The organism is Phreatobacter sp., assembly GCF_051860605.1.
Classification (GTDB): Bacteria; Pseudomonadota; Alphaproteobacteria; order Rhizobiales; family Phreatobacteraceae; genus Phreatobacter.
The window spans coordinates 351,634-372,280 of sequence record NZ_JBHYDR010000004.1; the positions used below are offsets into that span (position 1 = coordinate 351,634).

12 protein-coding genes and 1 pseudogene are annotated in these 20,647 nt (G+C 63.2%); 7 read left to right on the plus strand and 6 right to left on the minus strand.

What is annotated here, in order from left to right; translation table 11 throughout:
* Positions 1 to 157 precede the first annotated feature (157 nt).
* From ACTIFS_RS09485 to ACTIFS_RS09495, 3 genes are read left to right on the plus strand one after another with little or no spacing between them, the layout of a single operon-like run.
* Positions 158 to 1,414 (plus strand): site-specific DNA-methyltransferase, encoded by a 1,257-nt coding sequence (locus ACTIFS_RS09485; protein WP_439573830.1) that lies wholly within the window; start codon positions 158 to 160, stop codon positions 1,412 to 1,414.
* Positions 1,411 to 1,956 (plus strand): DUF5681 domain-containing protein, encoded by a 546-nt coding sequence (locus ACTIFS_RS09490; RefSeq protein ID WP_439573831.1) that lies wholly within the window; start codon positions 1,411 to 1,413, stop codon positions 1,954 to 1,956. The genes ACTIFS_RS09485 and ACTIFS_RS09490 overlap by 4 nt, the downstream gene beginning before the upstream one ends.
* Positions 1,953 to 2,528, plus strand: coding sequence for a DUF5681 domain-containing protein (locus ACTIFS_RS09495; RefSeq protein ID WP_439573832.1), 576 nt, complete (start codon positions 1,953 to 1,955; stop codon positions 2,526 to 2,528). The genes ACTIFS_RS09490 and ACTIFS_RS09495 overlap by 4 nt, the downstream gene beginning before the upstream one ends.
* Before the next feature lie 121 nt (positions 2,529 to 2,649).
* Here ACTIFS_RS09495 and ACTIFS_RS09500 read toward each other — a convergent pair whose 3' ends face one another.
* The 6 genes from ACTIFS_RS09500 to ACTIFS_RS09525 form a co-directional block, all read right to left on the minus strand.
* Positions 2,650 to 3,222 carry a hypothetical protein gene (locus tag ACTIFS_RS09500; RefSeq protein ID WP_439573833.1) on the minus strand — a complete coding sequence of 191 codons (573 nt, stop codon included), beginning with the start codon at positions 3,220 to 3,222 and terminating at the stop codon, positions 2,650 to 2,652.
* 14 nt (positions 3,223 to 3,236) lie between these two features.
* Positions 3,237 to 4,799: a hypothetical protein gene (locus tag ACTIFS_RS09505; protein ID WP_439573834.1), complete on the minus strand. Its 1,563-nt coding sequence runs from the start codon at positions 4,797 to 4,799 to the stop codon at positions 3,237 to 3,239.
* Positions 4,762 to 7,545 carry an AAA domain-containing protein gene (locus ACTIFS_RS09510; RefSeq protein WP_439573835.1) on the minus strand — a complete coding sequence of 928 codons (2,784 nt, stop codon included), beginning with the start codon at positions 7,543 to 7,545 and terminating at the stop codon, positions 4,762 to 4,764. Before ACTIFS_RS09510 ends, ACTIFS_RS09505 begins: the two co-directional genes overlap by 38 nt.
* A gap of 702 nt (positions 7,546 to 8,247) precedes the next feature.
* Positions 8,248 to 8,694: a hypothetical protein gene (locus tag ACTIFS_RS09515; RefSeq protein WP_439573836.1), complete on the minus strand. Its 447-nt coding sequence runs from the start codon at positions 8,692 to 8,694 to the stop codon at positions 8,248 to 8,250.
* A 357-nt stretch (positions 8,695 to 9,051) separates the two neighbouring features.
* A complete protein-coding gene (locus ACTIFS_RS09520; RefSeq protein ID WP_439573837.1) occupies positions 9,052 to 11,520 on the minus strand; it encodes a hypothetical protein in 2,469 nt (822 codons plus the stop codon).
* Entirely contained in the window at positions 11,517 to 13,091 is a 1,575-nt protein-coding gene (locus ACTIFS_RS09525; protein WP_439573838.1) for a hypothetical protein, read from the minus strand. The genes ACTIFS_RS09520 and ACTIFS_RS09525 overlap by 4 nt, the downstream gene beginning before the upstream one ends.
* A 231-nt stretch (positions 13,092 to 13,322) precedes the next feature.
* On the opposite strand from ACTIFS_RS09525, the pseudogene ACTIFS_RS09530 reads away from it, so the two are divergent.
* The 4 genes and pseudogenes from ACTIFS_RS09530 to ACTIFS_RS09545 all read left to right on the plus strand — a co-directional run bounded on the left by ACTIFS_RS09530 (position 13,323) and on the right by ACTIFS_RS09545 (position 20,475).
* Positions 13,323 to 14,456 (plus strand): annotated as a pseudogene (locus ACTIFS_RS09530) (IS3 family transposase).
* Positions 14,457 to 14,596: 140 nt separating this feature from the next.
* Entirely contained in the window at positions 14,597 to 15,832 is a 1,236-nt protein-coding gene (locus ACTIFS_RS09535) for an exonuclease SbcCD subunit D (protein ID WP_439573839.1), read from the plus strand.
* A 2-nt stretch (positions 15,833 to 15,834) separates the two neighbouring features.
* On the plus strand, positions 15,835 to 19,611 hold the full coding sequence (locus ACTIFS_RS09540; RefSeq protein WP_439573840.1) for an AAA family ATPase: 3,777 nt from the start codon (positions 15,835 to 15,837) through the stop codon (positions 19,609 to 19,611).
* A gap of 156 nt (positions 19,612 to 19,767) precedes the next feature.
* A complete protein-coding gene (locus tag ACTIFS_RS09545; protein ID WP_439573841.1) occupies positions 19,768 to 20,475 on the plus strand; it encodes an IS6 family transposase in 708 nt (235 codons plus the stop codon).
* The last annotated feature ends 172 nt before the right edge of the window (positions 20,476 to 20,647 follow it).

A 20,647-nucleotide genomic window follows, 5' to 3' on the forward strand; every position in this document is an offset into this window, starting at 1 on the left:
CCGCTACCAGGTCAGGCCCGTAAGGCGGGCGCGCGAACACTCATGCTCTGTTTGCACCCATTGTCCACACCCCCTGTGGAGATCGATCGCATGGTGCTGCAGGAACTTGTCGTTCATGGTATGTTCGAATCCCGCAACCGTTCACGGGATTACCCGCTTGATCCATCCTCTCGCGATCACCTATCGCCCGCCCGCCGGCCTCGTTCCCGATCCGCGCAATGCACGAACCCATCCCAGGCGCCAGATCGAGCAGATCCGGGCATCGATCGAGGCGTTCGGCTTCACCAACCCGATCCTTGCCGATCCCGACGGGCGGATCATCGCCGGCCATGGCCGCCTCCTTGCGGCGAAGGCCAAGGGCCTTGCCGAAGTCCCCGTCATCACGCTGGCGGGCCTCAGCGACGCCCAGCAGCGGGCGCTTCTGATCGCCGACAACAAGATTGCCCTGAACGCCGGCTGGGACCTCGAGATCCTCCAGGGCGAGCTTGGCGCGCTGTCGGCGCTTGACGGTGACATCGACGTCACGCTGACCGGGTTCTCCACCGGCGAGATCGACGTGATCCTCAACGAGGCTGCCGACCCCGATGACGAGGTCATCCCGGCCGTTCCCGCGAAGCCCCGCACCCGCACCGGCGACATCTGGGTGCTCGGCGATCATCGCATTGGCTGTGGCGACTGTCGCGATCCGGCCTTCCTCCGGCGGATCATCGGCTCGGGCACACTGGTCGATGCCGCCTTCCTTGACCCGCCCTACAACGTACCCATCGGCGGGCATGCCGTGGCGAAGGGGCGTCACCGAGAGTTCGCCTTTGCCTCCGGCGAGATGAGCGAGGCGCAGTTCCGGTCCTTCCTGTCGCAGACTCTCGGTGCTGCGGTCGAGGTCTCCCGGTCCGGGGCCGTCCACTTCGTCTGCATGGACTGGCGCCACATGGACGATGTCTCGGCGGTCGGGCGCGCCCTCTACGGCGACCTTCTCAACCTCTGCGTCTGGAACAAGTCCAACGCCGGTATGGGGTCCCTCTACCGCTCCAAGCACGAACTGGTCTTCGTCTATCGCGTCGGCAAGGAGCCTCACCTCAACATGGTCGAGCTCGGCCGTCACGGCCGCAACCGCACGAATGTCTGGGACTATGCCTCCGTCAACTCGATGCGGGGATCGAGGCGGGACGACCTTGCCCTCCATCCGACCGTCAAGCCAACCGGTCTGGTGGCCGATGCCATCCAGGACGTGACGCGGCGTGGCGATCTCGTCCTCGACCTGTTCCTTGGCTCGGGCACAACGCTGATGGCCGCGGACCGGGCCGGACGGCGGTTCCGCGGGATCGACATCGACCCCGGCTACGTGGACGTGGCGGTCGAGCGCTGGTCGGCGCGCACCGGTCTCGAACCCAAACTGGAAAGCGCCGAGCCATGACCGGCAACCGGGGCCAGTTCGCCAAGGGCCAGAGCGGCAACCCGAGGGGCAGGCCGAAGCGCTCGACTGCTCCCGCAACGTCGCCCTTCGACGTGATCGTCGAGAAGACCCTGACCGTCACCCGCAACGGGGTGGAGCGCCAGATCACCATGGAGGAGGCGCTCCAGCATCGGACCTACCAGGACGCGCTCGCCGGAAAGCGGATGGCCCGCCGCGAGGTGCTTCGATGGATCGAGAAGCGCGAGGCATGGCGCGCGAAGACCATGCCGACAGTCCAGCCTTCGGGAGTGACGGTTCTGACGGAGAACGATCCTGCCAATGCCGACGACGCACTGTTGCTGCTCGGCATCGCCAGCCACGATCGATCGAGGGAGGGCTACGGAAACGGGCGGGCGCAACTGCTTCTGGAACCCTGGGCGGTCACGCTGGCGCTCCGCCGCAGAAAGACCGCCAGGGGTCTGACAGAAAAGGAGATCGACGACATCAGGCGCACGACCCGCGACGCCGCAACCTTGACCCTGCCGAAGGCAACAGCCGAATGAGTGACCGCAGCGATCTCGCGTCAGATGCCGAAGACATGCCCGGCGTCGGTTACGGGAAGCCGCCGCGGACGACCCGCTTCGTCAAGGGGCAGAGCGGCAATCCGCGCGGCCGGCCCAGGGGGCGTCATCGCGAAGCACCCTATGAAGCGGTCCTCGGCCAGATGGTCACAATCCGCGAAGGCGCTGTCGAGCGCAGGGTGACTGCGGCGGAAGCATTCCTTCTGCAACTCGCAAAGAAGGGGCTTGAAGGCGATGGCGCCGCAGCACGCGCTTCCCTGCAGTCCATCGAGGCCGCGCGCCAGGCGCGCCCTTCCGGTGCCGCCGAGCCGCTCGTCGTCGTACTGGTCAGCGTCGGCAGCCTCATGCCGACACTGGAGCGGTTGGGAATGGCGCGCAAACTCGACCGCTATCGTCCTGCCGCGAAGGTGATGCTGGAACCGTGGATCGTGGAGGCCGCACTGGCGAGGTTGGGCGATCGGCAACTGTCGCTGGCGGAACAGTGGACGGTTGCCAACGCAACGCGGACGCCACATAGGGTGAGGTGGCCCGAGTGGTGGGTTGTGCGTGAATGACAGGTCAAAAAGGCATCCGCTGAAGCGCGGGACCGAAGCAGGCCAATCGGCAGAATCCCGCCGGCAGAAGCTGAGAAGCGGGACTACGCCATGCTCGATGAGCAGAAGCTGGCGGCGTGACTCAAACGAAACAGCCTCCGGCAAACCCGGGGCGGTTCACTCGCAGCGCGGCCTCCCACTCGGTCTTCACTGTCTCTAGTTCGCGGTTGATCCGATTGAGCTCGTGCTCGGCCTCATCCTTGCGCCGCTGCAGTTCCGCTATCCGCTCCGGATCGAGCTGAGCACGCACATCCGCCAACTTCTTCAGCAGCTCATCAAGCTCTCTCTGAAGCTCTGCCTTCTGAGCAGCGACCTCCGCAGCATCGTTCTTTACCTTCGCGATTTCGTCGCGCGAGTCAGATAGGTTCTCAAGCTCAAGCTTGATCTCCTCCAGCCGACGTTGGTGGCTCTCGGCCTCTGCGGCGAACCGGTCTCGCTCGTGAATCTTCTGATCGAGTTCGCGCAGCTCGGTCTGCTTGCGGGCAAACTCATCAGTAGCGATAGCCAGCCGCTCCCGGATATCGTCATGGCGTGTAGCTTCCGGAAGGCGGCTAGCCCGCAGGTGGTAATGGCCCCACGTAAACATGGCAAAGATCGCCAGCACCATGACGCCTAGAATCGCAACGAGTGTGATGAGCGTTGGATCAAATGACATTTTCGCGTCCGGTCTCAGGGGCGGGGCGTTGATGAAGGCACGGGCGCCGGTGTAGTCACGGGATCAATTCCGGCCGGCGGACGCCCACGGAGCCCATGTTCCTCGAGGCGAAGCGCGTTTAGTCGTCCCTGCGTGGCGGACAGTTCGGCCCGCAAGGCCGCTAGACGTTCTTCGATAGCCCGAACTTCAGCCTCATTGACCTGTGCCGCCTGTTTTCGCTGTTGAAGGAGAGCCAGCGCTGCTTCCTCCAAGCGGAGTCGTCGCTGCAGCTCCTCGCGAGTTGTTCGCGCGAGTTGAGCATCAGCTTCTTCCTTTTCCTGAGCTGCGCGGGCGGCCGCGACGGCGGCCTGATCGACTGCGATCTGCGAAGACAGGGTGCGCTTCTGCTGCAGTTCGGCCTCCGCGGCAGCAACCTGCTGCCTAAGCGCTGCAACTGAGGCATCTGCTCTCTGGAGCTCGACACGCCGCATCTCCAACTGCCGTGCCGCCTCCTCAGATCGAGCCTGGGCATTGCCGGCGGCCTCGATCGATTGACGCAGGCGAGCCTCCTCTGCGCGCGCGGCCACAAGCGTATCCGTCACACCGCGCAGATCACGTTCGGCGGCCGTCGCATCCCCACGTGCCTTGGTAGCACGGGCCTCGTCGGCGCCGATTTGTGCGAGGCGCGCATTGGCCTCCGCAAGCCGCGCATCAACCCGAGACAACTCTGCCCTGCGGGCTTCCAAAGCAGCCACTTGTGGAGTCAGTGTCTGAATGGCCGCTATAAGCCGTTGTTCCTCGGCTCTTTGGGCAGCCACTGCATTCTGCGTTGCGGACAGGCGCTGTCCGGCTTGATTTTGCTGCACCTCGGCTTCGGCCGTCGCCTTCTGAGCCTGCTCTAGGCGGCTTTGGATGCCGCGCAGCTGAGCCTCTAGGGCGTTCTTACGACCATCTAGATCTGCCACCTCGGTTCGCAGCGGCACCAGACGCTGCTGCACCCCCGTAAGCTCGCGATTCACTTGATCGCGGCTTGCAGTATGCTGGGTGGCGGCCTCTCGAGCCTGCAGAGCTGCAGCATTGGCCTGTTGCTGCTCCGTCCGGAGAGTACCGATCCGATTGCTAAGCTGGCCGATTTCGGTTTCGAGCGCGCGCTTCGCCTGCTCGGCAGCCTGAAAGTCACTTCGAGCCTGGTCTAGGGACGTTCTCGATTTTGCCAGCTCCTCACGCGCCGTCGCGACTTCGACCTGAAATCTATCCCGCTCGGTCTTGCGCTCCTGCGCGTCCTGAGCGGCCTTCACGGCTTCTTCTCGGCGTTGCTGGGCGGATTGGCGATCCGCTTCCAGCTTGCTGAACTCCGCAAGCAGCGCATCCCGCCGCTGCGCGAGGCCGGTTACACCCTGTTCAAGCCTGAGCACATCCGCCTCGCGCGTGATCAGACGCGAGCGTTCGCCCGAGATCTGGGCAAAGACGACGCCGAGAAGGGCCAATACGGCGAGACCTCCGCCGCCGATCCACAGGATCGGAAACGGGCGGCTTGCCGGAAGGGGCGGCAAGTTGTTCTCAGGCCTTGAGGCCGAGATCGCGTTCGACGATGTCAAGGCAACCCTCCATATCTGCTGCGAGTTCATCCACCCAGAACCGGCGTACCTTCCAGCCCTTCGCGATCAGCTCGCGGTCCCGCAAGCGGTCAGCTACCTTCCGCTCGCCACCCGCGCCGGTGTGCCATTTCCGACCGTCGATCTCGAGATCGAGCCGGACCGGTTCGTTGAAGAGCGCAAAGTCGAGCGACCGCCTGCCCAAAGGATACTGAGGCTTCGGGTCGAGACCGCGGGAGACGAGCGCCTCATGCACCCGTCGCTCCCATCGGCTGTCGAACCCAAGTCGCGATGTGGTGGCCGGTCGCGTAGCGCGCTCGGCGAGGATTTCGACATGAGTGATGCCACAGTTGCGCGCCCAGGCGAGATCGCCAACGATCGTCGCTACTGCCTTCGCGCGGCTGACGGCCACATTGAACCTGCGACGCTCCTTTGAAAGAAAGGAGATTGCCGAGTGAGCAGCGTTCGCACCGACGGCCAGCGAAATGAAGACGACGTCAGCTTCTCCGCCCTGCCACGCGTCGACCGTGTCGATGCCGAGCCGAAACTGCGCACGAGCTTCCGGCGCGACAGCCTGCTCGACCAGCCGACGGATCAATGCGACTTGCGCCGTGAAGGGCGAGATGACACCGACCGACCCTTCGAAACCGTCTTCACCGGCGAGGCTCATGATCCTCTGGGCGATCCACTCGGCCTCGGCGCGGTTGATGTTGCCGCCGTCCTCGCGAGCACAGGCTCCGCGGACATCCTCCCAGTGAAGGCCCGGGCGATAACTCCGAGGAGCGTGGAAGTCGTCATCGTCCTTCCGCGCTCGCAGGCGTCCGCCATAGAACGTCTCACTTGTGTAATCGACAATCGCTGGCGCCGAGCGGAACTGGTCCGGCAAGAGGTGCAGGCGGTCCACACCCATGCGTGCACGAGCGAAGTCGAACAGTGAATTACGGCTCTGCGCCCATGCGCCGCGACCTGCCTTCGGAAGCCCGGCCGCATCCATCAGGGCGTGCTCTTGCGCCCTGCCGAGCGACGGGATGAAGGACAGTTGTTCCGGATCACCTACGATCACGGCGCGCTTCGCACGCGCCAGGATCGGGAGTGCGGATGCGACGTCGCACTGGCTGGCTTCATCGAAGATGGCAAGATCGAATAGGGCAGGCGCCAGAGGGATCCGGGCTGGCACGGAAAGGGTGCTCGCCGCCCAGACCGGTCGATAGCGCAGGAGGATCGACGCATCATCCGCCGTTAGGTGACGGATGCGCGCGCCACTGCGCATGAACTCGAGGTCGCTTTTTCGCGATCTCAGATGCCGCAGGGTTTCCGCATCTGGCACTTCTCGGGTCTGAACGAGCGGGAGAAGATGCTTGTGAACCGGCGGGAGAGGCGGCTCCGAAGGCGCCGGCAGCATCGACAGCTTGCTGCGCAACGCGGCAATCCTCCGCCTGATTTCCTCGGGACGGGAATTGCCGGGAATCGCCGAATGCAGGTCCTCCGGCTCACTCCAAAACCATCCGCGCAACCATTCGATGAGACGATGCCAGCCGCGACGCGACGAACTCGCCCCTGTCGCGGCATAGGTCTTTTCGAGATCCTCCAGACGCTCGACCAGATCAGCCAAGGTGAGGTGGTAGCGGGTAAGCTCGGCCTCCGCGCGGAAGGCCATGACCCTGGTTCTTGCCGCATCGAGAAGCAGTTTCCGGCGATCGCCAACGGCTTCGACAGCTTCGCCATCCACAGCACCGCCATTCGCAAGCTCGACCAGCACATCGTACATGCTGGTATCGCGCTCGCCGTCAGCGTCCCGCGCCCGCACCATGGCAACCGAGCCAGGAAGTAATTCCAATAGCCGCTTCTCGACCTCGTCGAGAGCCCGGTGATTTCTCGCGACAAAGATCACGCTAACGCCTTCAGCCAAAGCGGAGGCGAGCAAGGCGACAATCGTCTGGCTCTTGCCTGTCCCGGGCGGTCCTTGGATCGCCGTGACCGCACCTGAGAGCGCGGCATCTGCCGCGAGAAACTGCCTCTCGGTCAGCGGCTCGATCTCGACCACATTCAGGGTCGAGTTTGTGTTGTACAAGTGGTCTTCCGAGTGGGACAGCAGGGCGTGAAGAGCTGTTCCTCTGCGGCGCTCCTCGGGCCATTCGGCAATTGTATCCAGATCCTCAGCCACGCGACGTGTGAACGAGGACTCGTCCGCCAGAAAGATCGCCGCAGCGTTGCGCAGGCCTTCGCCCGTCAGGGAGATCTCGGTTAGCAGGTCACCCGCGCGCAGGCCCTGTCCCCCAATCTTTGCGAGAAGGTGGCCAAACCGCTTGCAGATCACTTCGAATGAGACTTCACCCTCGCCGGGCTCCAAGACTCGCAGGAGGGCATCTTCAGAGAGCCGTGTCAGCCTCTTCACTTGGCGAACGAACGCCGGATTGAGGGCCGGCTGCACGACATCAACAACAATCACGAGGCGCTCGTCGCCGAGCCTCCACGAGACTGGAAACAGCAATGCCGGAATGCATTCGACTCCTGCCGATCCGCGGAACACGCCGATGGGCCAGCCAACGGCTGCCGAGCCTTCGGAACCCGATTCAGCCACTGCCTGAAGGAAGCCGCCTTCCAGCAATGCGGAGCTGACCGCAATTTCTGCGCCATCCCACCACCTGCCACGACAATCGAACAGGTGCCACTTCAGCCCATGCCCATCAGGGAAAGCCTCGACCGCACCACGTGGATCGCGACGTTGGGTGGCAGCGTAATAGCGCAACAGTTTCGCAGAGTCAGGAAGGACCAGGGCGTCCTGCTCGCTCAGAGAAACGGATGGCGGCTCGTGACGGACCGCTCTAAGGCTCGCAGGCGCAGCCTGCAAAAGGTCCGCTTGTCCGATCGAGACGCTGCCAGTTCGCTGACTCAGTGCCCTTGAAGGTCCAGGGGATCGTCTCGCAGGCCACCAGCGGGCGTCGTCGCGGCGGATGCTCCCCGCCCGCGCCAGATTGTCCAGCGCAGTCTGCAGTTGAGAGGCGTCGTATCGGGTGCCGCCCGCATTCAAACGCCAAAGCAATTGCCCGTTCGTGACACCGGTCGCAGAAAGCTCGATTAGGCCGAGAATTCTACGTTCAAGCATTACGATTGCACTCAAATTGGCATGGAGTGCGCATGAAACGGACAGGAAATAACTCGTTTGGCGCTATTGAATAGCGTTCGGATCGCAACTCCCGGCAACCCACACTCACCTCCATCGCACTCCCAGCGGAAACACGGGTCACGGTACGGGACATCCACAAACAACATCAACGCCATATCGCCATTGTACTCACGACGGTAGCGTTACGCCGCGACCCTGCTTCAGGATGCACGCCTTCTGCGCATGTGAAGACTTGCTAGCCTACATCGTCTTCCGCTCCTCCCAGCCCACGCGAAACGACGGGAAAAACTCAAACTCCGAATGGCCCAGCTTGCTGGGCTTAGATCATGTTGTATACAGCGCGCCTGCGATCTCCTCTCCTGCGTTGACTTCCAGGAGAGACCATTGTGCGGGTTGAATAAATTGCCGGGGCGGCAGAATGATCCATCCGTCTTCGTCCCCGACGGCAACGAAATCGTCTGCTGCGACACACAGCGCCGATAGCGCGCAGACCATGGCGGCGCGGTCGTCGTGATTGACGATGGTGCTGAGCGCCTGTTCGCAGCGCCTTCCGGGCAGGCAATGCTCGATAAGTGCTTGCAGCGCGCCAATCGTCGCCAGATGCTGGAAGAAGGTATCAGAGCGATCGCCCCTACGCGCGCCAAGGAGAGCCGGTTCTTGGATCATCATTCCGAGAAACGAACTGGGAAATGCCTCTACCAATGCCTTGCGATCGATTGGCACGCCGTGCCGGGCGTCGTGCACGTCAGAGTGCGCAGTGAGATGGCGCACGCATTCGTTCGCATGGTGGTTTAGCAGTTTGCCAACAGGCGCGCTCGATTGCCCGGGTTTGCCGATAAACGGGCGAAAGGCGCCTCGTCAGCATCCGCTCGGCTGTGCGGTACCGCCCGATGACGTCAAAACCTCGCCGGATAGGGCCATCGAACGCCGCCGCGACGATCGGCTGCCGGCCGGCTATTGCTGCGATAGTGTTCTCGCGTTCCGGTTCCACCGCCCGGAAGCGCATGATCTCCCACTCAACGCGAGAGGCCGACCAATCAAGTCGACAAATCGCACTTGATCGCCGCGTCGGGGAGCATCCCACATCGATGCCAATGACCGAGCCGCAGTCGGTTGTATATTGCTCCCTCATTTTGGTTTCTGCAGCGCCTTCGCCGAGGTCTCCTGCAGAATCGCGATGGCCTTCTTGTGGTTGGCATTTATCTTCGTAGGACTCAATTTTAGGGGCTCTGCAAATCTCTTGCTGAGCGCGTCGAATGTTTTCAGTATACGGGGATCGAAGAACTCATCCTTCTTCAACCCTGTGTGCTCGTAAATCGACAAGCCCAGCTTGTTAAAGGCCGCCATGAGCGTGTTGTATTCGGCATGGTGCGCAACGATTTCCAAAAGAACCTGGATTGCCCACAGACACCCGGCCCAACACTCGAGTACATCGTCGGGGATTTGATCGTAATAATCCTCGATGACCAGCCTTCGAATGGGTGGGTTATTACCGCCGAAATAGGCAAACAAACATCTACCCAGAAGGCGCGGCCATGCACCGTCCGCGTCGCCGGACGAGCGAAGCACCTGAAGGCTGCTGGTCTGCCGTGATGTTCCATCCCAAGCCGCCGCCAAGATGACCATCAGCATCGCGCGCAAGCGCAGCAAGTCTATGGTCGAGAGTTGCGCTTTCGAGGAGATTTTTTTCTGCAGGTTTGCGACGGCGGCGATCAGCTGGTCTCGATTGGCGCGGCGCAATTGTGCAGCTCGCAGCTGAGCCTCACGCTCCAATTCCGGATCTCCAGGGGGCGGCGGCGGCACATGGGGCGCAGGATCAAAATTGGCGCCTCCTTCCAGCGCGTCGCTTGCATCCGCAACCTCGTCCCCAAGATCGAACGCCTTTTCGAGGACATTCGCGCCCGATTCTTCGCCGGTGTTCGCCGGCAGCCCTTCTAGAGCCAGAATCCGGTTCAAAAAGCTGCGAATGTAAGAAAGGTTGCTGCCACTGAAACTGTCGCGTGAAAGCGTTGTATCCGCGCGCAATTCCCGCCCGGCGATAAAGCTCTCGTAGCTAAGGGGCGCATTGGTAGGAGCATTCTCGGGTCTGCCAGCGGGTGGCGCTGCGACCTGGCGCTTGACCGGCGTGCCCTGACGCAGAGCGAACTCGGCAGCTTCCAGGTCATTGATTGTTTCGAGCAGCCATAGACCTACATCCGTTTCCCCATCGAGCTTCTCGATGGCGGCGTCGACGCGGCGAGTGCGCGCATCGCGAACGGCCGCGCGCAGTTCGTCCTGGACGAGAATGATACCGGGAGCAGATAGGCCGCCGCCAGGATACCGGAGCCGCGCAAATGACGGCCGAGCTCCCTCGGAGCGGGACATCCGGTATCGCCGCTCCCCCGCCGTTGCCGACGGCAGCGCCTGAAGTGTGATCGCCATCAACTCCCCGTCGACTGACAGAAATTCAAGCTGGCTTGCATCGGCTACGCTCGGGGGCGGCAGCCACGTCAGCGTATCGAAGAGACAAATGAACCGGCCCGGATATCGAAGTTCGAGGTCCCGCAGGGGTATCGGATCGTCTAGCGGCTGATAAGGTATGGTCGACGGGTCGAGGGGCGCAGAGTCCAAGTATCCGGCAATGCCCAGATTTTCGATGGCCGCGTTAGGCGGTAGCGCGCGGTATAGGCAGGCTTCTTCGTTGGTGCCGTTGAAATTGGAATTTCCCAGCGCGGCTACTGTGCAATTGGCGCTGCCGTAGAGGACGTGATCGGCCTGCGTGGTCTGGACGATTATGAGCTTGGCGTGGATGAACCGTTTTGCATCCGGCCAGTTGAAAGTGCGCAAGCTGATCCCGCGTTTTGGATCGAGCGCTGACGCCGGGAAGATATGGCGATTTTCATCGATCAGGATCACCGCATCGCTGGCAGCGGTACTGTCGACAAGATGATGGAGCGCTGCCAGGTCCTGATCCCAATAGGGACTGACGATGATAATCCGCTTCGGCTTTTCCTCACCGATGGCCGCAAGAAACTGGCTGGCAATGCCCTGTAAGCCTCCGCCGGTAAAGAAGGCGGCGCGGGAGCCGTCTTGCAGTGTGACGAGGCCGGTATTCTGCTCCCCTTCCATGAGCCAAGGTGTCCGCGCCAGCATCCATTCGAGCTGCTGCCGGATACCGGGGTCCTTCTCGTCCAAAAATCTTCGCAGATACCGAAACGCCGCTTCGATAAGTTGGCGTTCCCCTGACTCCTCGGCCGTACATTCGATGACGCCCGCAATCTCCAAATTGCCGGCGAGTCCGGCCGCGGTGACGTTGGCGGAGCTGACAATCACGCGCCCGCCCGATTTTCCGAGCTGCAATGCGATCTTCGGATGAAACACGCCGCCCGGTGATATGCCGGTCACCGTGTAGAATTTTCCGGCGTGGCGCGGGAGAGAAGAATTTCCGTCGAGGGCGAGTGACATCATCCTGCTATCCGCGAGGAGCAGATTGTTGTGGCACCCCGCACCCCGGGCGCGCGCCAGGATGATGTGTTCATAGGCATCGAAGTCGATGCCGAAGGTCGTCACCAGACAGGTATGAAAACCGTTTTTTCCGAAATGCTCGTAGAGCTTCATGCTGTCTCCAGCAGCGCTCTGCCGCGCGGCGTGAGACCTTGATCATCGATCAGCAAAAGGTCCTCGAGGAAACCGATTGCCGGGCCTAGGCGGGGGTTCGTGAAAACAGGCCCGGCCTGAGCGCGCGGCCGTACCCGCCCGTCATCCACCTCGATGAGGAAAGTATAGTCGTTCTGGTATCGGAATTTACGGTGCGCCACCCATAGGTGGCGTTTGATGACCCGTTCCTCGATGATCCGGGCAACCATGCGCGTGAAGTTTGCATCGCTTCGCGCGTGCAGAAATGCCGTCTCCGTAACGAGCGAGTGAAAGCCATCAGCATCGAGATGTGCCAAGTCCGCTTTGACGGCGGCGCTCATTTTCTGTGCGCGATGCAGCACAATTACCAGCAGTTGCAGTGCAGCCCACGCCGCCTCGGCGGACGTCTTTTGATTTGTACCGGATGTTTCATCGATCGCTTCGACAATCCGGCGCTCCGAAAACGGACTCTCGCCGTTGGCGTTCTGCGTGGGGATGGTTTCTTCCAGGAATTCGCTCCACGTTGCAGGCCAGTTTTCGGCAACCGTCGAGATGTCGGACACGGCCTCAGCGATCAGCCTGTTTAAGGCGATCCCTGAGGGAAAATCTTCAAGCGCGTCCAGACAGTATTTGAGTAGTGTCGCATAACTGTAGTGCAGAAGATCGTTCGCCTGGTATACGGACCACCGGAGTCTTTGTTGATCCAGGTATGGATTTTTGGTTGAGAATGCTCGGTCGTCCTGGCTGGCCTGGGCGTATAGAAGCCAGCGCGCGCTCCCGACGTCGGGTGTCTCCTGTAAATGGTCCGCTCCCGCTAACAGCAGCAACAATGTTTGCCGGCGGGAGAGATCGGCGGGCCGCTGCAGGGAGCCTGCCGCAAAAAGGAGGTCCTGATACAAGCGGCGTTCGTCACCTTCTTCCGGAATGGAAGAAGGCGTCAGTTCTGCGAACTCGTCGAGATCCTCACGCGTGACTACGCCGCTTTGCACGACATTGAAAAAGCGCAGCGCGAGTTGCCCGGCGGACTTTTCAAATGCCCGGGCAAGGGCCTCACCAAATTCGGGGCTCGGCACCGGAATCTGATGCTCTTTGGCGAGAGCATAGACACCGATTTCGAAAAGCTGGCTAGCGTAGGCCGCGCCGTACGCCCCCCACGCCTGCTGCAAATACGGAGTTCCCTCTCCATCCGGGTCCGCATGCGGGGCAAAGTCTACGGCAGTGTCTGGGGCCGCGGCGAGTTTGCGCTGCGCCCACTGTACGCCGGCCATGCCGACCTCACCGCCGCGCGCTTGGGCGGCCAGCGCGTAGACCGCTTCGGCGCGCCTAACAAAGGTCTGCCACGACCTCGGGTTCGTGTCTCGCACGTTGCGCGCGTAAACCGATGCGAGCCAAGCGTAGAGACCGTAATAGCGGATGCGCAGGGTCACGTTGCTGACGCCGGGCAAAAGCCGCTGGTAGAGATTGATGCTGCTGTTCTGCATCCCAAGCGGATCAAGGCCGCTCTTCCTTTTGTACTCGGTCCAGTCGGGATAGGCCAAGAGTCCTGAAGGCATGTCAGGTCTTGCCGTCGTCGGTGTTGCCCAGGCAAGTAAAAATCATCGGTCGTCCCCCAAAACGTAAACGCTCAAATATGTGCCAATATTTAAGCATGAACGGAAGATTGCTGCCAGTCAGATAGGGGGCGTGCCTGTGGAGGCACTTTCAGAGGGCACTGTCAGAGTTGACCTGCCACTGAGTTTTTCCTCCACGCGGAGTTAGAGTCCGGCCCTGACGAGGACGGACAGATGAAGCGAGCAAGGTTCACCGAGGAGCAGATCATCGCGGTTCTGCGCGAGCACGAGGCGGGGGCGAAGACCGCCGACCTGGCGCGCAAGCACGGGATCTCGGAAGCGACGCTGTACAACTGGAAGGCTTGGCTCATGGCGGGATGGATGTCTCCGAGGCGAAGCGGCTGAAGCAGCTCGAGGACGAGAACGCCAAGCTGAAGAAGCTTCTGGCCGAGCAAATGCTCGACGCCGCTGCCCTGCGCGAGCTTCTCGCAAAAAAATGGTAGGGCCCGCCGCCAAGCGCGAGGCAGTCGCGCATCTGCGGCCGTCATGGGCCTGTCGGAACGGCGGGCCTGCAGCATCGTCGACGCTGACCGGAAGATGGTCCGCTATCGGTCGTGCCGTCCGCCGGATTTGGCCCTGCGAACCCAGCTGCGCGACCTCGCCAATGAGCGGAGGCGCTTCGGCTATCGCAGGCTATTTGTGCTTCTGCGCCGCGACGGCGAACAGTCCGGGATCAACCGCATCTACCGGCTCTACCGCGAGGAGGGTCTGACCGTGCGCAAGCGACGCGCCAGACGCCGCGCGGTCGGAACACGGGCACCGATCCTCGTCGAAGCGAAGGCCAATGCACGCTGGTCGCTCGACTTCGTCCATGATCAGCTTGCCTGCGGCCGGCGCTTCCGCATCCTCAACGTGGTCGATGACGTCACTCGGGAATGCCTTGCCGCCATTCCCGACACCTCGATCTCGGGGCGGCGCGTGGCGCGCGAACTGACAGGGCTGATCGAACGGCGGGGCAAGCCAGGCGTGATCGTCTCCGACCATGGAACCGAGTTCACCTCGAACGCCATGCTAGCCTGGGCGCAGGAGAACCGGATCACCTGGCACTTCATCGCGCCGGGCAAGCCCATGCAAAACGGCTTCTGCGAAAGCTTCAACGGCCGCATGCGCGATGAGCTGCTCAATGAGAGCCTGTTCTTCGGCCTCGACCATGCAAGGATCAGAATCTCCGCCTGGGTCGACGACTACAACCTCCGGCGCCCCCACTCGGCGCTCGGATACATTCCGCCGGCATCTTATGCCGCCAAGCTCACCACCGCTGCGCAATCCCGCGCAAAACCCGCCGAGGCTCTAAACGTCGCTGGATGACAAAGCAGTGGCAGGTCACTTCTGAACTACGCATCAGGACTATTAGCCTCCCGACGAGGCCTGTCGACGGCAGTTTATTTTTCCAAGGTTGCAGTTGAGCACCAGAGTGTGCGGCACACGGTCCAGCGTGAAAGTAAGCCATGGTTCGAATTCTCCACACGGCCGACTGGCATATCGGGCAAACACTTCGCGGATTTTCGCGCGAACACGAGCATCGCAACGTGTTCGAGCAGCTGGAAAAGATCGTCGCTGAACGGGAAATCGATGCACTCGTCGTCGCAGGCGACGTGTTTGACAGCCAGAATCCCTCTGGCGAGGCACAGAGGCTCCTGTACGAAACGCTAGTGCGGCTGAGCCGGGCCAGCCCGCGTATGACTACGGTGATCGCCGCCGGCAACCACGACGCCGCCGGTCGGCTGGAGGCGCCGCGTCCTCTGCTGGAGGCGTTCAACATCCGCGTCGTCGGCAATATCCGGCGGAGTGAAGGGCGGATCGATTCGGCTCGCCACCTCGTTCCCCTTGCTAGGGCAAATGGCGAGATCACCGCTCACGTGCTGGCGGTTTCCTATCCGACTGCGGCCTGTTTGCCGAACCTGGCGCGCCTGGACGGTGAACACGGCTCGCCAGTCATCAGCGGTGTGCGCAATCTTTACGCCGAATTGTTCGATAGCCTGCGGGAGCCGATGAACGGCCTGCCGCTCGTCGTGACGGGACACCTGCATGTCGCAGGCGGCATCGAGTCGGAAGGCGCTGAGCGGCGAATCCTGGTCGGGGGTGAGCATGCCGTGCCGCATGACGTCTTCCCTGCAGAAGCAAGCTATGTGGCGCTCGGTCATCTACACAGGGCACAGGCCATCGGCCGCGATACCGTCCGCTATTCCGGCTCACTGATCCCCTTGTCCGCGACGGAACAGCCCTATATGCATGGCGTTACGCTCGTGACGCTCGATGGCAGGATCGCGCGTTCGGAGCATGTCCCGATCGAACGGCCGGTTGCCTTCATCCGCTTGCCCGGGGCGGGCGACATGCGCCTCGGCGAACTGAGCGACCATCTGAGGGCATTGGACCTTCCGTCGGACCTGCCGCTTCACGAACGGCCCTTCGTCCAGGTCAGGCTTGCCCGCGAAGGACTGCCGCCGGGGTTCAGGGAAGAGGTCGATCGCATAGCCGGAGGCTTTCCGGTGCGCGTCGTCGATATCCGCGTCGCGGCGGTGCCGGGAGCGCTCGACGGTGTTGCCGTCGCCGCCGATCCGATGGTCCGGCTGGCCGAGAGGGATCCGGAGGATCTGTTCAAGGCCGCCTTCGAGCGCACTTTCGGCGTCGAGCCCGATGCCACGCACCTCGATGTGTTCCACCGGGCGCAGGCGGAAGCATAGCCATGCGGATATTGGCCATCCGCGGCGCGAATCTGGCAAGCTTCGGCGCTCCCTTCGAGATCGACCTCGCCGCAGAACCGCTGGCGGGCGCCGGCCTTTTCGCCATCACAGGCGAAACCGGCGCGGGTAAGTCGACCATCCTCGACGCGCTTTGCCTCGCGCTCTACGGCGAGTATCCACGCGTCTCCGTCAGCCGGCGGGAAAGCGCGCCGGACCCTGGCGGGGAGGCGATCTCGATCCACGATGGCCGAGCGATCCTGCGCCGCGGCTCCGGCAACGGCTATGCCGAGGTCGACTTCGTCGGGCAGGACGGCGAAGGCTACCGCGTCCGCTGGGAGGCCAATCGGGCGAGGGGGCGAGCCAACGGGCGGCTGCAGAACGAGCAGCGTTCGCTGGTCCGGCTGGACGACGGCAGTGCGATTGCGGCCGGCAAAACCCAGGTGCGCGAGGCCGTCGAGGCGAGGACCGATCTGACATTCGACCAGTTCCGGCGAACGGTGCTGCTCGCGCAGGGCGAGTTCGACGCGTTTCTGCTAGCTGCCGAGGGCGAACGCGCCGAACTTCTGGAGAAGATCACCGGCACCGAAATCTATGCGTCAATCTCCGTGCGCGTTCACGAGGGCACTGACGCACGCCGGCGGATCGTCGAGCAGTTGGAACAGCGACGAGGCGACATCGGTCATCTCGATGACGCGGGCAGGCAGGCACTGCTGGACGAGCAGAGAGAGCTCGCCTCGGCCATCGCCCGGAAGAACGCGGAGCGCGATCAACAGAGCCGCGGCCTGGATCATGTCAGGCGCGTCGCTGCCGTGCGCGATGACCTCGAAAAGGCGGAAGCCGGGGCAACCGCTGCGCACACGGCGCGCGAGGCGGCGGCCGACGAGTATCATTCTCTCGCAGAGTTCGAGCTTGTCGAGCCGCTGCGTCCGCTGGCGGTTGACGTGAATACGGCGCGGGGGAGGATAGCGGAGGCTCAAGCCCGCATCGACCGCCTGCGCGGAGAATGCGAGGCGGCGCGGGCGCTGGACGCCGCATCCGAAGCTCAGTTGAAGGATGCGGAAGCTGCCAGCGAGGCGGCGGAAGAACGGCTCAGGCTGTTCGATCCGCTTTGGACCGAGGCGGAAAGGCTCGACGCCGAACTGGCGGCGGCCCGGAACGAGCTTAACGATGCGGTGGACAAGTCGCGGAAGGCGGAAGCGGCGCTGCGCGACGCGACCGATACGCTGGTGACGATCAACCGGACCCTCGGCGAGTCATCGCAGCTGTACGAGATTATGGCCGCGCAGCTCGACTGCCAATCTTCGCGCGCCCTCGTCGCCGATCGGCTTGGTGATGCGACGGACCTGCTGGACAAGCATGGAGCGCTCGAAAGAGATCACGCTGAAGCTGCATCGGCGGCCACTGCCGCCGAAAAGGCGGCGGCGGACCTCGCAGGCAGGATGGCTGCTCTGGTGGACAAGCTCACCGGCGACAGCGAGCGAAGGGACGCCCTCGGTCGCGACATCGGCGTTCGGAGAGACCGCCTTGCCGCTATCGACGAGGCCACGCTTCAGGAGCGGGACGCCTGCCTGCAGCACGTTCTCGATGCCCTGCGTGAGGCGAACGCAGCCTGCGAGCAACACGGGCGGGCCGAGGCCGATCTGGTGCACCGGGAAGCGGAGCATGCGCGGGCGACCGAGGAGGTGGGCGCCGCGAAAGGCAAGATCGTCGCAGCCGAAGCAGATCGCCTTCGCGACCATACCGCGCGCGCGGAGGTCGTCCCGCTGGCAGAACTTGCCGCTGAGGCGATCTCGTCCGAAGCCGCTCACCTGCGCAGCCTGCTGGCTCCCGATGTTCCCTGCCCGGTATGCGGCAGCACTGACCATCCGCATCTCGCTCATTCCAGCGCACTCAACGACATGGCGGAAAGGCTTCGCCGCCGCCGCGCCGAGCTCGACGCCGCGCTCGCTGAAGCGGACAAGCGCCTGAGCGCTGCCACGCGCGCCTTGTCGGCCGGCGAAGCTCGCCAGACGGAGGCCGGTCGCGGGATCGATACGGCGCGGGGGCAGATCCAGGCCGCCACCGGCAGCTATGGCGAACAATGGCCGTCGCTGAACGAGCTCTGCACAAAGGCCGCGATCGAGGGGCGCGTGCCCTCCGCTCTCGATGGCGAGACTGCCTCGCAACTGGCCGCCCTCGTGAAGCTCGTCGGCGCGGATCGGTCGGCGATTGCGATTCCGCTCGATGAGGCGAGACAACTTCGGGTCGAAATCGACGGCCTGCGGCGGCAGCATGACACGTTGGGCGATGCGATCGAGACAACCGCGCGGTCGCTCGATAAGGCGCGCGCCGATATCCATACAGAGGAACTGAAGGCGAGAGAATTCGCGACCGAGGCCAAGGGCCTTGCCGAGCGCCTTGCCTCGATCCGCCGCGAGATCATGCCTTTTCTCGCCGCGTCGGGCCTCACCGCGGGTGATTTGGACGCCGACCCTACTGGAGTTGGCGTCGCGCTTTCGACCATTTCGGCGGAATACTCGGCGCTTCGCGGGCAGGTCCTGCAACTGAAGACGACGCTGCAGCGCCTGGCGCCGGAGCGCGCAGCGGCAGGCGCCTCGCTCAGGCATGCGCAGGACCATGCGGCGGACGTTGCACGCCTGCTTGACCAGCGCCGCAAGGCTGAGGCCGCGAAGGCAGGCGCACGTGCCCAGTTGCTCGATGGCGAGGCGACAGCCAGCCACCGCGCCCGTATCAGCGAGGCATGTCGGGCCAGCCGCCAGGCGCTCGCGAGCGCGCGCGAGGCTAAATCATCCGCGCATGCCGGGCTCACGACAGCTGATGCGCGCTGCGGCGATGCCGATGATAACATGAAGGCCGCAAGGGGTCTGGCCGCCTCAACCGAGGAGACGTTCACGGCTGCTTGCTCGGGCATTGCGCGCTCGCCGGATCAGGTCGCGGCCCTCATCGCAGTCGACCCCGCCGTGATCAGCGCGCTGAGGGCGCGACTGTCCGAGATCGACCGGGGCGTGAGCGATGCTGCTGCAGCCGTGCTGATGCGCCGGTACGACGTGCAAAGGGCGCTCGAAGGCTTCGACGAGGCCGCTGACGCCGAGACGCTGGCCGCGAGCGTTGCTGCGCTGGTGGCGGAGATCGGCGGCTTGCAGCAGCGGACGGGCATAGTTGCCGTCACGCTCGCGCGTGACGACGAGGCGCGCCGAGCTGCCTCGAACCTATCAATAGAAATCGATACCGCGAAGGCAGAACTCGCGGTCTGGCAGGCGGTTAACGAAGCGATCGGCTCGGCCAGTGGCGACAGGTTCCGCCGCTTCGTGCAGGGCATCACGCTCGACCACATGGTACAGCTGGCGAACGATCACCTTCGTGCCCTGACGCCGCGGTATCGGCTGGCACGGGGAACGTCCTCCGATCTCACCCTTCATGTCGTCGATTGCGACATGGGCGACGAGCTTCGCGGGTCGCGCAGCCTCTCCGGTGGCGAGCGTTTCCTTGTCTCCCTCGCGCTAGCACTCGCCCTGTCGGGCCTTGAGGGCCGGTCGTCATTCGTAGATACGCTGTTTATCGACGAAGGCTTCGGATCACTCGATGCGGAGACACTCGACGTGGCGGTCGATGCGCTGGAAAGCCTGCAGGGCAGGGGTCGGAAGGTTGGCGTCATCACGCACGTCGCAGCGATGATTGATCGGATTGCCGTTCAGGTGCGCGTCGAGAAGCGCGGGGCCGGCCGATCGGAGATCAGAGTTTCTGACGGCGTGGCGGCGGCATGGCCGACTACGTACTGAGATCCGACGAAACGAATCCGTGGCGCGAAGTTCCGCTGACAGCGTCAAGTCCGATGTCCGAAATGGCGGCGCACAGCAGACCAGTGAATGCATTCCAAGGGCCTGTCAGAGGAACTGGGATTGCGGTCAGAGGGGCAGGGCGGTTAGCTCGGGGCTATGTCTCACGCCCGCCTGTTCCGCTACTTCAAGACGTCGCCCGAGGTGATCCGCCTGGCGGTCATGATGTATGTCCGCTACCCGCTCTCCCTGCGCAATGTCGAAGACCTCCTGCATGAGCGCGGGATCGACATCACCCACGAGACGGTGCGGTTCTGGTGGAACCGTTTCGGTGTGGCCTTTGCGGCAGAAATCCGCCGCAATCGCATCCAGGCGATGCGGGCATTCCGCCATCGGCGCTGGCACCTCTACGAGGTGTTCGTGAAGATCAACGGCGTGAAGCACGACCTGTGGCGTGCCGTCGACCATGAGGGTGAGGTACTCGAGAGCTTCGTGACGAGGAAGCGCGACAAGGCGGCGGCGCTGAAGTTCCTGCGCAAATCCCTGAAGCGCCACGGTCCGGTCGAGGTGATCGTGACCGATCGGCTGGCGTCATACGGCGCAGCCCTCAAGGCTATCGGCGCCGAGGACAAGCGTCAGGTCGGCCGCGGTCTGAACAACCGGGTCGAGAACTCTCATCTGCCATTCCGCAGACGCGAGCGGGCGATGCTGCGGTTCCGACGTATGCACAGCCTTCAAAAGTTCGCGGCCCTCCACGGCTCCGTCCACAACCACTTCAACCAGGACCGACACCTCTCATGCCGCGAGAACTTCAAGTCCCGACGTGCCGCCGCTCTCGCAGAATGGCGCCGGCTCTGCGCGGCCTGACAATGCGCGAGGGTAGGGCACTCTGAGACCAGTTTGGTTTGTCTGACAGCACAGCCAACCGATTTCGAATACTCGAATCCCTGCTTTTGGCAGCCTTGCCGCTGATCGGTCCTGACATATCCCCAACGCCCAAGGCGCGCTGGCGGCGTTTCGGGACTCGAATGGCCCGCCT